Origin of the sequence: Pseudomonas sp. 58 R 3 (genome assembly GCF_900006605.1) — a bacterium.
Classification (GTDB): domain Bacteria; phylum Pseudomonadota; class Gammaproteobacteria; order Pseudomonadales; family Pseudomonadaceae; genus Aquipseudomonas; species Aquipseudomonas salomonii.
The window spans coordinates 36,693-51,302 of the sequence record NZ_CVTT01000058.1 but is presented as its reverse complement, the minus strand read 5'-3'; the positions used below and the strand labels follow the sequence as shown (position 1 = coordinate 51,302).

Annotated in this window: 12 protein-coding genes; 8 read left to right on the top strand and 4 right to left on the bottom strand. The window is 56.0% G+C overall.

Annotated elements, in window-relative coordinates; genetic code table 11:
• Positions 1–51 precede the first annotated feature (51 nt).
• From BFP92_RS16555 to BFP92_RS16530, 7 genes are all read left to right on the top strand, one after another.
• Positions 52–1,515 (top strand): aldehyde dehydrogenase family protein, encoded by a 1,464-nt coding sequence (locus BFP92_RS16555; RefSeq protein WP_065930342.1) that lies wholly within the window; start codon positions 52–54, stop codon positions 1,513–1,515.
• A gap of 10 nt (positions 1,516–1,525) precedes the next feature.
• Positions 1,526–2,593: a maleylacetate reductase gene (locus BFP92_RS16550; protein WP_065930327.1), complete on the top strand. Its 1,068-nt coding sequence runs from the start codon at positions 1,526–1,528 to the stop codon at positions 2,591–2,593.
• A gap of 16 nt (positions 2,594–2,609) precedes the next feature.
• Positions 2,610–3,479, top strand: a complete 870-nt coding sequence (locus tag BFP92_RS16545) for a dioxygenase family protein (protein WP_065930326.1) — start codon at positions 2,610–2,612, stop codon at positions 3,477–3,479.
• Entirely contained in the window at positions 3,476–3,793 is a 318-nt protein-coding gene (locus BFP92_RS16540) for a YciI family protein (RefSeq protein WP_065930325.1), read from the top strand. The genes BFP92_RS16545 and BFP92_RS16540 overlap by 4 nt, the downstream gene beginning before the upstream one ends.
• Positions 3,775–4,134: a Rieske (2Fe-2S) protein gene (locus tag BFP92_RS30495; protein WP_342356542.1), complete on the top strand. Its 360-nt coding sequence runs from the start codon at positions 3,775–3,777 to the stop codon at positions 4,132–4,134. Before BFP92_RS16540 ends, BFP92_RS30495 begins: the two co-directional genes overlap by 19 nt.
• Positions 4,135–4,188: 54 nt before the next feature.
• Positions 4,189–5,532, top strand: coding sequence for an FAD-dependent oxidoreductase (locus BFP92_RS16535; RefSeq protein WP_083221753.1), 1,344 nt, complete (start codon positions 4,189–4,191; stop codon positions 5,530–5,532).
• An 84-nt stretch (positions 5,533–5,616) separates the two neighbouring features.
• Positions 5,617–6,693: an alpha/beta hydrolase gene (locus tag BFP92_RS16530; RefSeq protein WP_065930323.1), complete on the top strand. Its 1,077-nt coding sequence runs from the start codon at positions 5,617–5,619 to the stop codon at positions 6,691–6,693.
• A gap of 746 nt (positions 6,694–7,439) precedes the next feature.
• On the opposite strand, the gene BFP92_RS16525 is transcribed toward BFP92_RS16530, so the two are convergent.
• Together BFP92_RS16525 and BFP92_RS16520 are read right to left on the bottom strand one after the other, a co-directional pair.
• Positions 7,440–7,967: a single-stranded DNA-binding protein gene (locus BFP92_RS16525; RefSeq protein ID WP_010467282.1), complete on the bottom strand. Its 528-nt coding sequence runs from the start codon at positions 7,965–7,967 to the stop codon at positions 7,440–7,442.
• 9 nt (positions 7,968–7,976) lie between these two features.
• A complete protein-coding gene (locus BFP92_RS16520) occupies positions 7,977–9,371 on the bottom strand; it encodes an MFS transporter (protein WP_065930322.1) in 1,395 nt (464 codons plus the stop codon).
• A 178-nt stretch (positions 9,372–9,549) separates the two neighbouring features.
• On the opposite strand from BFP92_RS16520, the gene uvrA reads away from it, so the two are divergent.
• The gene (gene uvrA, locus BFP92_RS16515; protein WP_065930321.1) at positions 9,550–12,384 is read left to right on the top strand and encodes an excinuclease ABC subunit UvrA; all 2,835 of its coding nucleotides are present in this window, start codon (positions 9,550–9,552) and stop codon (positions 12,382–12,384) included.
• A gap of 64 nt (positions 12,385–12,448) precedes the next feature.
• Here uvrA and bfr read toward each other — a convergent pair whose 3' ends face one another.
• Positions 12,449–12,913: a bacterioferritin gene (gene bfr / locus BFP92_RS16510; protein ID WP_065930320.1), complete on the bottom strand. Its 465-nt coding sequence runs from the start codon at positions 12,911–12,913 to the stop codon at positions 12,449–12,451.
• A 155-nt stretch (positions 12,914–13,068) separates the two neighbouring features.
• On the bottom strand, positions 13,069–14,514 hold the full coding sequence (locus BFP92_RS16505; RefSeq protein ID WP_065930319.1) for a catalase: 1,446 nt from the start codon (positions 14,512–14,514) through the stop codon (positions 13,069–13,071).
• Positions 14,515–14,610: the final 96 nt, after the last annotated feature.

Below are 14,610 nucleotides of genomic sequence, written 5' to 3'. Positions count from 1 at the left end.
AACCTATGAAAACTTACTGGGGTGCAGAACCGGCGCCCTAAGGGCCCTCTTGTGCAAAATAATCTGTTCATAGCCGGCGAATTCGTGCCCGCCATCTCTGGCAATACTATTGATGTGTTGTGCCCGGCTGACGGGACGCTCATTACACGTATTGCTGCTGCCGAAGCTGAAGACGTCGATCGCGCGGTGAAAGCAGCCAAGAATGCGTTTCCCGCTTGGCAAGGTAAGCCAGCCGCAGAGCGGGGCCACCTTTTGCTCAAACTCGCGGACGCGATCGAAAGCAACGCCGAGGAGCTGGCGCAGCTCGAGTCGCTCGACACCGGTCATCCCATTCGTGACTCTCGCATGTTGGACGTTCCGCGCACGGCTGCTTGCTTCAGGTATTTCGGCGGGATGGCAGACAAGATCGAAGGCGCTGTTATCCCCGTCGATGCCGGCTTCCTGAACTATGTGCAACGTAAGCCTATAGGAGTGGTGGGGCAGATCGTACCTTGGAATTTTCCGCTGATGTTTACGAGCTGGAAAATGGGCCCGGCCTTGGCCGCAGGCAATACGGTGGTAATAAAGCCTTCGGAAATAACCCCGCTTTCCACCTTGCGAATCGCCGAGTTGATGAGTGAGGTTGGTTTTCCACCCGGCGTTGTTAACGTGGTGCCTGGTTACGGTAATACTGCGGGACAGCGTCTCGTTGAACACTCGGATGTCGGCAAGATTTGTTTCACCGGGTCAACGGAAACAGGGCGTCGAATCGTCCAAGGATCAGCCGGGAATCTAAAACGTATACAGCTGGAGCTTGGCGGGAAAGGTGCAAATATCGTTTTTGAGGACGCAGATCTGGACGCTGCGGTCAACGGTGCTGCCTGGGCGATTTTTCATAACCAGGGCCAAGCCTGTATCGCCGGATCTCGCCTGATCCTTCACGAGCGAATCGCCGACCAGTTCCTAGATCAGTTCATCACTCTGGCACGTTCTATTCGATTGGGCAGTCCTTTGGACCCGAACACGGAAATGGGGCCTCTGACTTCGGCTGTCCATCGCGATCGTGTCCTCTCTTATGTTGAGATCGCCAAGCAACAGGGGGGCACCGTGCTTTCGGGCGGTAAGGCCCCCGAGCATCCGGATCTTGCAAACGGCTACTTTATTGAGCCAACGATTATTGAAGCATTACCTGGCGATCGTGTTGCGCAAGAAGAGGTCTTCGGTCCTTTCGTCACTGTGATGCGTTTCAAGGACGACGAGGAAGCGCTTGCAATTGCCAACTGCACCGAATATGCGCTGGGAAGCGGTTTATGGACACGTGATCTGCAACGGGCCCACCGCATGGCTGACAAAATCAACGCCGGTATGTGCTGGATCAATTGCTACAAACGCGTTAGCCCTGGCAGCCCATTCGGGGGGCTCGGTAAGTCGGGCTATGGCCGTGAGATGGGGTTTGAGGCAATTCATGACTACACCGAAGTGCGTTCAACCTGGGTCAACGTAGACGCCACCATTCCCAAGCATTACAAGCGCTAAGGTGACAGCGATGCACGAATTTGTGTACCAGAGTGTACCAACCCGAGTGGTATTCGGTCCCGGCAAGCTTGAGTCGCTTGGGGAAGAGGTGGAGCGTCTCGGTGCCAAGCGCGCCCTTGTTCTCACCACCCCCGAGCAAAGGGAACTAGGGGAGCATGTTGCTTTCATGCTCGGCGAGCGTTGCGCAGGTATCTACTCTCAAGCGGTGATGCATGTGCCGATCGAAACAGCTGAGGCGGCTCGGGATGAAGCGAACCGTTTGGGCGCTGACTGCTGCGTGGCAGTTGGTGGAGGCTCGACGATAGGTCTTGGCAAGGCAATCGCGTTGAGTTTCGGCCTACCGATCCTGGCAGTACCGACGACTTATGCCGGGTCTGAGATGACCTCCATTTATGGCCTGACTGAGAACCGTCTGAAGAAGACGGGGCGCGATAGTCGGGTACTACCGAAATCGGTCATCTATGACCCAACGCTTACCCTAAGCCTCCCAGCACAAGTCTCTGCTTGTTCAGGGATGAATGCGATGGCTCATGCTGTCGAGGCACTGTATGCAGAAAATGCGAACCCCATCATTGGCCTGATGGCGGAGGAAGCGATAAGTGCGCTTGCGCGCTTTTTACCTTGCGTGGTCCGCGATCCCGCTGACCTAGAGGCTCGTTCACAAGTGTTGTATGGCGCATGGTTGGGAGGAATCTGCCTAGGGTCAGTAGGCATGGCGATTCACCATAAGCTTTGCCACACCTTAGGCGGCACGTTCAATTTGCCCCATGCCCAAACACACGCAATCGTGCTTCCGCACGCAGCCCACTACAACCGAGAAGCGGCTAAAGAGCCATTGTCTCGGGTTGCGCGAGCCCTGGGCGGTGAAAAAGCTGAGGACGCCGGTCAGTTGCTGTTCGAGTTGAATCAAAAGCTCGGCGTTCCGTTGGCTCTAGAGCAGATCGGGTTCCCAGCGGAAGGTCCGGCAGAAGCGGCTCGAATTGCCTGTGCTACCCCTTACTACAATCCGAGGCTGTTTGAGCAAGACGCCATTGAAGCGCTGTTGGAGCGTGCATTTCACGGACTGTCGCCACAATAGTTTGAGAATGAAAATAATGAAAAGTCCAGACCTGTCGTCCCATATTATTACGGAAAAAGCGATTCATAGCTTTGACGGTGCTATTGGCGATCGCCATCGTAAGTTACTTCAAGGCATCGTCAAACATTTGCACGCGTTTGTCCTGGATACAAGACCAACCGAAGAGGAATGGCTAACCGCAATTAGATTTTTGACCGAAACAGGGAAGACCTGTGACGGCGCAGTTCGCCAAGAGTTTATTCTATTATCGGATGTTCTTGGTGTATCCATGTTGGTCGACGCGCTCAATCATGATCGTAGTGCAAGCGCGACCGAAAGCACGGTATTCGGTCCTTTCTATATTGAAGGTATGCCTGATCGTGGCTATGGCGAAAACATGTCTACTAGCCAGGACGTGCCATTGCTGCTGTGCGGAAAGATCACCGATGATTTTGGCAGGCCTATTGCGGATGCGGTCCTGGATGTTTGGCAGGCGGCCTCAAACGGCATGTATTCAGGGCAAGATAAATTACAATCCTTGGACAATTTAAGAGGAAAGTATCACACCAACAAAGTTGGAAATTACGCGATACAGTCCATATTGCCTCCTCGTTATCCGATCCCTGATGACGGCCCGGTTGGTCGCCTGCTCAAAGTAGGCGGGCGCCACCCTTGGCGTCCGGCGCACGTTCATTTCAAAATTGCTGCCGAGGGACATCATGAGTTAGTGACTCATCTCTTTAATGAAGAAGACGAATACCTCGAATCGGATGCTGTATTTGGAGTGAAGGACTCTCTGAAGGTGTCCTTTCGCCTGACAGATGTTGATCATCCCCGTGCTAGAGAATTCGGTTTCAATGAGCCGTTCTATCTCGCCGAGTTTGATTTTGCCCTGGAAGCGTCATGAGCAATTTCTACCTGCTCTTTGCAACGGATAAGCCAGACGTCCTTTCCCTGCGAGAGCAGCTTCGGGCCTCCCATCGCGCTTATTTGAATGACCCGGCACCGCATGCCGTGCGTGTAATTCTTGGCGGACCAACCCTGACCCAGGATTCTCGGCAGATGAATGGAACACTGCTGGTGATTCAGGCGCAAACCTTGGAAGAAGTGGACGCATTCCTGGCAGAAGATCCCTATATGAAATCGGGCGTTTTTGCCAGCTTTGAAGTGCGCCCCTGGAACTGGTCTCGCGGGTTAAGTATATGCGAACTGACTATATGAGTGAGCTGTTTCTGTGCGATGTGGACGACATTGAAGACGGGCGCGCCATCAGTGTTTCCGCACTCGTAAGTGGCACACAGCAGGCGTTGGTATTAGTAAGGCGAGATGAAGAAGTATTCGCTTATATTAATGAGTGCCCTCATTTCTCGGTAAGACTGGATTATAGACCAGGAAAATTTGAGGTTTACCAGAAGCGAGTTCTGATGTGCGCACACCATAGTGCTTTGTTCAGAATAGAGGACGGCTACTGCATTGAGGGGCCTTGCGCAGGAAACCGTTTACAAATAGTTCCAGTTAGCGTTGTCGAGGGTGCGGTTTTTCGTACGAGCTCTTTGGCTTAACCAGTCGACATATCGGACTTGTCATCAAGTCGCCGCACTGGGACGTCCAGCCCAATGCTAATTAATAATGATTTACCTGCTCGGCTGAGCGGTTCGGAGAAGTATATGAGTGAATTATCTAATGATGTAATTATCGTTGGTGCGGGCCCTGTAGGGCTGCTTACCGCTTTGGCGCTGGCCCAAGAGGGTATGAGCGTGACAGTTATTGAAAGCGAACCGGAGATACCAGCTACCCCCCGCGCGCCCGTATATTTTCCATCCACGATCACAGTGCTGGAAAAACTGGGCTTACTCGAAGATCTGAAGCAGATAAGTTCCATGGGGACCGGGTTTGCTCAATTTTATCCAGATCTAAAGGAAGTCGTCCGACTGAATACTTCCGTCATGAATGGAATCACCTACCCATATAACTTGCACCTCGGTCAGGACACGCTGGCGAAAGTTGTACTAAGACATGCCGAAAAACTGGGGGTCAAGGTCCTCTTCTCCCATCAGTTCGAGCAGATTGTGGACAACACAGGCAGTGTGACTATCAACCTGAGCACCCCTGAGGGGGCCAAATCCATCACCGCAGACTGGCTCATCGGTGCTGACGGTGCTCGGAGTGCTGTGCGTAACGGTTTGGATATTGAGTTCGAAGGCACAACTTGGCCCGTTCGCTTTGTAGCAGCGAACATCCGCGCGGACTTGGCAAGTTGTGGTTACAGCGACGCAAATTTTGTCACTCACCCAACGGACCACGCAGTGGTGGTGCTGATGGATCGCAAGACAAATCTCTGGCGAATTGCCTATTCAGAGGATGCCGAACTGGATCCTGAGAACGTTGAGGATCGTTTTGAAGCCAACTGCGCCAGGCCGTTCATTGCGCAAGGCGTTCCCTATGAACTGGTCCAGCTGCGTCAGTATCGACTCCACCAACGTGCTGCTGCGACCTTCCGCACCGGGCGAGTGTTCCTCGCCGGGGATGCGGCTCATGCGACCAGCCCCGTAGGAGGACTGGGTTTGAGCTGCGGTATATGGGACGGAATGATCCTTGCCGATGTGTTGTCGGCAGTTATCCGCGGTGAGGAGGATGAGGACATCCTGAACCGTTACGCCACTGAACGCCGCCGTGTTTTCTGGGAGGTTGCTTCCCCAGGTGCGGTCGAGAACATGCGAGTCCTCATGGAAGGTGACGTGAACCAGAGGCGGAAGGATCTTGAAAACGCTCGTGTCGCAGCAGGGAACCCGAAAATCTCTCAAATGGTGATGTTGTTCGCGTTCAAGCTCATTGGCGACACCCTTCGAGCCGGTTCACGCTGGGCGGATGCAGACCCGACGCCTGCGGCCGGGATCGATCTAACGCTAATGAATTCCCAGACCGGAGACCATGGGCTGGAAGCGCTGAAAACCCAGTGATTGACGCCTGCTGATCCCGTGAGGTGGCACAGCGTGTCTGCCCATCCACGGAGATTGCAGTTAGCTACGACTTGGAGAACGAAGATGACTACCGATAAGCAGAACCAACCGGTTTCTATTGCTGCCCAAGGCCATTTTTGGGTTGGGGTGCAGCGGCACCCATCCGACATGGGCACGGCTGCCTATGGACAAATGTCAGTGCACTTTCAGGTGCCAGAGCAGCTCCTCAGTCCTTGGCCGATCGTCATGATTCACGGCGGTGGCGGGCAAGGAACTGATTTCATCACCACACCTGATGGGCGGCCCGGTTGGGCGCAGTATTTTCTTAAACAAGGCTTCGCGGTCTATGTAGTGGATCGGACCGGTCACGGCCGCTCACCTTACAATGGGGATCTGCTGGGCTCTGCGGCTCCTGCAATGACGTATGAGTTGTGTCGCGCGATGTTCCTGGGGGACCGGCCCGACGGGTCAGTTGCCCCAGATTCTTTATGGCCTGAGGGGCCGGCCAGGGAGAGGGCGCTCGATCAATTTATCGCGGGCCAAGGGCCGTTCATTGCTGATCTCGCTGTAACACACGAGCATGCACGTCGTTGTGGCAGCGAACTACTGGACAGAATTGGTCCCTCCATTTTGCTGACCCATTCAATGGGGGCACCTTGTGGTTGGGTAATCGCCAATGCTCGCCCTGAAAAAGTTCGGGCAATTATCGCGGTAGAACCTTTCGGGCCTCCATTCTCCGAACCTATCCCAGGGCTCGGAACATTGAAGTGGGGTATCACGTCGACGCCACTTGCTTTCGATCCCCCTGCCAATGATGCCAGTGAACTCGAAAACAGGGCACGACGTATTCCTGCTTTGGCAGGCATTCCGGTTGCAGTTGTCACAGGCGAAAAGTCCTTCATGAAAGAAGTAGACCCAGCAACTGTGTCTTTTTTGCGGGACGCTGAGGTCGCTGTCGACCATCTCGATTTGGCTGAGCATGGCATCCACGGAAACGGTCACCTACCCATGTGTGAAAGCAACAGTGATGAAGTGGCGGCGCTCTTGTTGCGTTGGATTGAAGGTGCGTTGGGCCGTAAGTTGCAGACGAAGGATGGGTTGGTCTATCAGAAAGTGTCCGATCTAGCATCGGCCCATGCGATAAAAGGCTTCGAAAGATAAAATAAAATTAACGTGGAGACTTATGTCCAAGCGCGTACTTAAAATAATTAGGAAATTTACTTTTATGTCGCACTGATACTCGGACTTCACAAAACCTGCGCGGCCGAACCGTTTGGCGGAACCGCATTCCGAAGTATGCTCGGAGATGGCGTGTATACGCCGGTTTCTAGTGGGCTCCAGCCTCATGTCTGGTTTGTCCTACACGCCAGTGCAAAGCGAAATCGGATTCCCTTTTCCATACTCCGCGCGGGCTGAATCCTACTGTCATAGGTACGCAATGATGCAGGGGCCAGCGAAACATTTAGACTGCTGTACAGGTTCAGTCACCAGCCATGCATGCACCAAGATCAATGCGAAGAGAATCAAGCCAAGCAAATAGAATCGCCAACTCCCTGAGGTTTCTCGTGAGAGTGTTAGGGCTTAGGCCTCGCCTTTGCAAGATCCACTCATTTGCAAGCGGAACCGGCAGGCCATCATCGTCAAGGAGGATTGGCAGGTTCAACCCAGAAGGATGTCGTACCATTTTCACATCCACAGCACACTCCTCCTTTACGTTTAGTAATGTAGACTTTTATCTCTACACTCCTCTCTTGTGTAGTTAAATTATTTGTAGCTTTACACCGGGCAAAAAAAGCCCTCTTAGCTTTACAGCAAAGAAGGCTTTGGCTTACTCACGTAAGGCAATGATTTAGGTACTTAAACCCGCCGAGCCAATCAATCACCTTTACGCTTTGCTTTTATGTAGGTTAGAACGGGATATCGTCATCAAAGCTGTCGAAATCCGGAGCCGGCTGTGGCGCGGCCTGCTGTGGAGGCGGTGCCTGGCGCGACTGTTGCGGGGCCGACTGCTGCGGGCGCGGAGCCTGCTGGCGGGGGGCCGGAGCGGATTGCTGGTAGTTATTGCCCCCGCCTTGTTGATCGCCCTGCTGTGGACGGCCGCCCAGCAGTTGCATGGTGCCTTGCATGTCGACCACGATTTCAGTGGTGTAACGCTTGATGCCGTCTTTTTCCCACTCGCGGGTTTGCAGCTTGCCTTCGATGTAGACCTGCGAACCTTTGCGCAGGTACTCACCGGCGATCTCTGCAACCTTGCCGAACATCGACACGCGGTGCCATTCGGTTTTCTCGACCTTCTGGCCGGTCTGCTTGTCGGTCCACTGTTCGCTGGTTGCCAGACTCAGGTTGGTCACGGCGTTACCGTTAGGCAAGTAGCGAACTTCGGGATCCTGGCCGCATGTACCGACCAATATGACTTTGTTAACCCCACGGGCCATAACGTTCTCCTAAGCTGGGCGCGCTGTCGGCACTGGGTTGACCAGTTGCTCGAGCGTCGCGCGATCCAATAATTCGGTGTCCAATTTGATGTAAATGGCCGCCTCTTCAGCGACCACCACTGCATCTGTTACTCCGACGACGGCCTTCAAGCGCTCTACCAGGCCAGCTTCACGAATTGCTTCGGGCGACAACGGCAGGCGCAGACTTGTGACGTACGGAGGTTCGCGCATGGTAACAGCAAAGGCCAGCCAAAGTGCAGCCAGCCCGGCGCATCCCAGGAACACAACCGACAAACCGCCATGCTGGAACATCCAGCCACCCATGATGCCGCCCAGCGCCGAACCGAGGAACTGGCTGGTGGAATACACCCCCATCGCTGTGCCCTTACCGCCGGCCGGTGAAACTTTGCTGATCAACGAAGGCAATGATGCCTCCAGCAGGTTGAATGCGGTGAAAAACACCACCGTACCAATGACCAGTGCCCGCAGGCTGTCGCCGAACTGCCAGAAGAATAGCTCAGTGAGCATCAGCGTCGCGACGGCGCCGAGCAAAACTCGTTTCATTTTGCGTTTCTTCTCGCCGTAGATGATGAACGGGATCATGGCGAAGAACGAAATCAGCAAGGCGGTGAGGTACACCCACCAGTGCTGCTCCTTGGGCAAACCGGCTTTTTGCACCAGTGCCAGGGGCAACGCGACGAAGCTGCACATCAGCATTGCGTGCAACACGAAGATACCTAAATCCAGGCGCAGCAGGTCCGGGTGCTTGAGCGTCGGCAGTAACGCCTTGCGTGCAACGCCCGACTCACGGTGCGCCAGCGTGCCGGTGGAGCGCGGCACCATGAAGGCCACGATCACGATGCCGAACAACGCCATGCCGCCGGTGGCGAGGAACAGCCCGTGCAAACCGAAGGCGCGGGTCAGCAAGGGGCCGACCACCATCGCAACGGCGAAGGACAGGCCGATGGTCATGCCGATCATGGCCATGGCCTTGGTGCGGTGTTGTTCACGGGTCAGGTCCGAGAGCAGCGCCATCACTGCCGCGGAAATCGCCCCGGCGCCCTGTAGGACGCGCCCGGCAATCACCCCCCAGATCGAATCGGATTGCGCCGCGAGCACACTGCCGAGGGCGAACACGATCAGCCCCAGATAGATGACGGGACGCCGGCCGATACGGTCGGAAATGATCCCGAACGGAATCTGAAAAATCGCCTGGGTCAGGCCATAGGCGCCAATCGCCAGGCCGATCAGTGCGGGGGTCGCTCCTGCGAGATCCATTCCATAGGTCGCCAGCACCGGCAACACCATAAACATGCCTAGCATACGGAACGCGAACACCAGGGCCAGACCGCTTGCTGCTCGGGTCTCGCCGCTACTCATGCGTTCGCTGTGGGGATCGTGCATGGAAAAACCTCGTGTGAACCGGCGGCGATTCTACCAGTCCCATCGATTGAGAGGGTATATGCGGCGCTTTGCCGCGCAGCTTTCATCTAAGGCTGCACCCGGCACTTTGACAGTGTATATTCATCCAGTCTTTAGCCGTATACTCCGGCATTATTTACGCCCGCCGTGCGAGGCCATCTTGGACAAGATCCTGATTCGTGGGGCTAGAACCCACAACCTGAAGAACATCGACCTGACCCTGCCCCGGGACAAACTGATCGTCATCACCGGCTTGTCCGGCTCGGGCAAATCGTCCCTGGCGTTCGACACGCTGTATGCCGAGGGCCAGCGCCGCTATGTTGAATCGCTGTCGGCCTATGCCCGGCAGTTCCTGTCGATGATGGAAAAACCCGACGTCGACACCATCGAAGGCCTGTCGCCGGCGATTTCCATCGAACAGAAGTCGACCTCCCACAACCCGCGCTCCACCGTGGGCACCATCACCGAGATCTACGACTACCTGCGTCTGCTGTATGCCCGCGTAGGTATTCCCCGTTGCCCGGACCACGATATTCCGCTGGAAGCCCAGACCGTCAGCCAGATGGTCGACCTGGTACTGGCCCAGCCGGAAGGCGCCAAGCTGATGCTGCTGGCGCCGGTGATCCGTGAGCGCAAGGGTGAGCACCTGTCGGTCTTCGAAGAGCTGCGTGCCCAGGGCTTTGTGCGGGCGCGCATCAACGGCAAGCTGTATGAGCTGGATGAAGCGCCGAAACTCGACAAGCAGAAGAAGCATTCGATTGATGTGGTGGTCGACCGCTTTAAAGTACGTGCCGATTTGCAGCAGCGTTTGGCGGAATCGTTCGAGACCGCGCTGAAGCTGGCCGATGGCATTGCCCTGGTCGCACCAATGGATGACGAGCCCGGCGAAGAGATCATCTTCTCCGCACGTTTTGCCTGCCCGATCTGCGGCCATGCGATCAGCGAATTGGAACCCAAGCTGTTTTCCTTCAACAACCCGGCCGGTGCCTGCCCGACGTGCGATGGCCTTGGGGTGAAGCAGTTCTTCGACATCAAGCGCCTGGTCAATGGTGACCTGACGTTGGCGGAGGGCGCAATACGCGGCTGGGACAGGCGCAACGTCTATTACTTCCAGATGCTGGGGTCGTTGGCGTCGCACTACAAATTCAGCCTGGAAGTGCCGTTCAACCAACTGCCGGCCGAGCAGCAGAAAGTCATCCTGCACGGCAGTGGTTCGCAGAACGTAGACTTCAAGTACCTGAACGACCGTGGCGATATCGTCAAGCGTTCCCACCCGTTCGAAGGCATCGTGCCGAACCTGGAACGTCGCTACCGCGAGACCGAGTCGGCCAGCGTGCGCGAAGAGCTGGCGAAATTCCTCAGCACCCAACCTTGCCCGGACTGCCGCGGCACGCGCCTGCGTCGCGAGGCGCGGCATGTGTGGGTCGGTGAGAAAACATTGCCGGCGGTCACCAACCTGCCGATCGGCGATGCCTGTGAATACTTCGGTGTGCTCAAGCTGACCGGTCGCCGTGGGGAAATTGCCGACAAGATTCTCAAGGAAATTCGTGAGCGCTTGCAGTTCCTGGTCAACGTCGGCCTGGACTACCTGTCGCTGGATCGCAGCGCGGATACCTTGTCCGGTGGTGAGGCCCAGCGGATTCGCTTGGCCAGCCAGATCGGTGCCGGCCTGGTGGGCGTTCTGTACATCCTCGACGAGCCGTCGATCGGCCTGCACCAACGTGACAATGATCGCCTGCTGGGTACGCTCAAACACCTGCGCGATATCGGCAACACGGTGATCGTGGTTGAGCACGATGAAGACGCGATTCGCCTGGCCGATTACGTGGTCGACATCGGCCCAGGTGCGGGTGTGCATGGCGGGCATATTGTGGCTGAGGGCACGCCTGCCGAAGTGATGGCTCACCCGGACTCGTTGACCGGCAAATACCTGTCCGGTCGCGTGAAAATCGCAGTGCCAGCCAAGCGCACGCCACGTAACAAAAAAATGGCGTTGCACCTCAAGGGCGCGCGCGGCAACAACCTGCGCAATGTCGACCTGGAGATTCCGCTGGGCCTGCTGACCTGCGTGACCGGTGTTTCCGGCTCGGGCAAATCGACGCTGATCAACAACACGCTGTTCCCCCTGAGTGCCACCGCCCTGAACGGCGCGACCACCCTGGAAGCGGCTGCACACGACAGCATCAAGGGCCTGGAGCACCTGGACAAGGTGGTCGATATCGACCAGAGCCCGATTGGCCGCACACCCCGCTCGAACCCCGCGACCTATACCGGGTTGTTCACGCCGATACGCGAACTGTTTGCCGGCGTGCCAGAGTCTCGCTCACGGGGCTATGGGCCTGGCCGGTTCTCGTTCAACGTCAAGGGTGGCCGCTGCGAAGCTTGCCAGGGCGATGGCCTGATCAAAGTGGAGATGCACTTCCTGCCGGACATCTACGTGCCGTGCGATGTGTGCAAGAGCAAGCGCTACAACCGCGAGACCCTGGAGATCAAGTACAAGGGCAAGAACATCCACGAAACCCTGGAGATGACCATCGAGGAAGCGCGGGAGTTCTTCGACGCGGTTCCGGCATTGGCGCGCAAGCTGCAGACGTTGATGGATGTGGGCCTGTCGTACATCAAGCTGGGGCAGTCGGCGACTACGTTGTCGGGCGGTGAGGCGCAGCGGGTGAAGTTGTCCCGTGAATTGTCCAAGCGCGATACGGGCAAGACCCTGTATATCCTTGATGAGCCGACCACGGGCCTGCACTTTGCGGATATTCAGCAATTGCTCGACGTATTGCACCGCTTGCGCGACCACGGCAATACAGTCGTGGTAATCGAGCACAACCTCGACGTGATCAAGACCGCCGACTGGCTGGTAGACCTGGGACCGGAAGGCGGCTCCAAGGGTGGCCAGATCATTGCGGTGGGCACGCCGGAGCAGGTCTCCGAGATGCCGCAGTCGCATACTGGTTACTACTTGAAGCCACTGTTGGCGCGCGACAAAGCCTGATTTATCGCGCTCATGAAAAAGCCCCTGTCACTTTGCGGTGACAGGGGCTTTTTTGTAGCTGGAATCAGAACTGCGATTGCAGGTAATTCTCCAGACCAATCAACTTGATCAACCCCAACTGCTTTTCAAGCCAGTAGGTGTGATCTTCTTCGGTGTCATTCAACTGCACGCGCAGGATCTCGCGAGTGACATAGTCGTTGTGCTGCTCGCAGAGCTCGATGCCCTTGCAGAGCGCGGCACGCACCTTGTACTCGAGACGAAGGTCGGCAGCGAGCATCTCAGGCACCGTGGTGCCCACGTCCAGGTCGTCGGGACGCATGCGCGGCGTGCCTTCGAGCATCAGGATACGGCGCATCAGCGCATCGGCGTGCTGTGCCTCTTCTTCCATTTCGTGGTTGATACGCTCGTAGAGCTCGGTAAAGCCCCAGTCTTCGTACATACGCGAATGGATGAAATATTGGTCACGAGCTGCCAGTTCGCCCGTCAGCAACGTGTTGAGGTAATCGATTACGTCGGGGTGACCTTGCATCGCCCTACATCTCCCTGCTTGAAAGTCTGTAGTTTGAACCATGCTGACTCGAAGGTCACGGGACAAACGGCAGAAAAGCGAAGATATTCCAAGAAAAGTGGCGGAAATAACGCAAAAACCGCCCAAATGAGGGCGGTTCTGCTTCTCGTTTAGAGTCAGCTAAGCGTTACGCCCACTGCGGTTGAAATGCCCTGGCCATAAGCAGGGTCCGCTTCGAAAAAGTACGGAAGTACGCGCCGAATCACGTCGCTGCTAACACCTGCCATTGAACCGGCAATGTTGTTGATCAGCAGGGCCTTCTGAGCGTCGCTCATCAGACGGAACAACGCACCGGCGTGGCTGGTGTAGTCAGTGTCTTCACGGTGGTCATAACGATCGGCAGCGCCGCTCAGCGCCAATGACGGCTCGGCATACTGCGGTGCTTGTTTAGGTGCATCGGCATAGCTGTTTGGCTCATAGTTTGGAGACGCACCACCAAAACCAACGGACATGGAACCGTCGCGCTGATTGTTATTGACTGGAATTATTGGCGCGTTGACCGGCAATTGCTGGTGGTTGGTGCCAACACGATAGCGATGAGCATCGGCGTAGGCAAACACCCGGCCTTGAAGCATGCGATCTGGCGACAGACCAACACCCGGAACCATATTGCTTGGACCGAAGCATGCCTGCTCGACTTCAGCGAAGTAATTCTCTGGATTACGGTTCAGCTCCAACTCAGCCACCTTGATCAACGGAAACTCCTGCTGCGACCAGGTTTTAGTCACATCGAAAGGGTTTTCGTAGTGAGCAGCGGCCTGAGCCTCTGTCATGACCTGGATGCACACGTCCCATTTAGGGAAGTCACCCCGTTCAATTGCCCCAAACAGGTCGCGCTGAGCGTAATCAGGATCCGTTCCGGCAATGCGCGTTGCCTCCTCAGGTGTCAGGTTCTTGATACCTTGCTGGGTTTTGTAGTGCCACTTGACCCAATGGCGCTCGCCTTTGGCATTGACCAAGCTGTAGGTATGACTACCGAAGCCATGCATATGGCGGTACCCATCAGGGGTGCCACGGTCCGAAAACAAAATTGTGATCTGGTGCAAGGCCTCTGGGGACCATGACCAAAAGTCCCAGACCATCTGCCCGCTTTTCAAGTTCGTTTGCGGCAAACGCTTTTGGGTATGGATGAAGTCAGGGAACTTCAGTGGGTCACGAATGAAAAATACCGGCGTGTTGTTGCCAACAATGTCCCAGTTACCCTCTTCGGTATAGTGCTTCAGCGCAAAACCACGCGGATCGCGAGCCGTATCCGCCGAACCACGCTCGCCCCCAACGGTGGAGAACCGCAGGAAAGTCGGCGTCTGCTTTCCGACGGCTTCAAACAGTTTCGCGCGTGTGTATTGGGTGATATCGCGGGTGACCGTAAAAGTGCCGTAGGCGCCTGAACCCTTGGCGTGCACACGACGCTCAGGAATGTTCTCACGGTTGAAGTGCGCCAGCTTTTCGATGAGGTGGAAGTCATCGAGCAGCAATGGGCCACGCGGGCCCGCCGTGCGGGAGTTCTGGTTATCAGCGACGGGAGCGCCGCTGGCGGTAGTCAGAATTGTACTCATGCTCAATCTTCCTCAGGTCAGGCTTAGAACTGCCGGCTAATCGGCTTGGAGGGAGTATTGACCATCAAGATGACACCATCAAATGCATTAAATCATGGACTT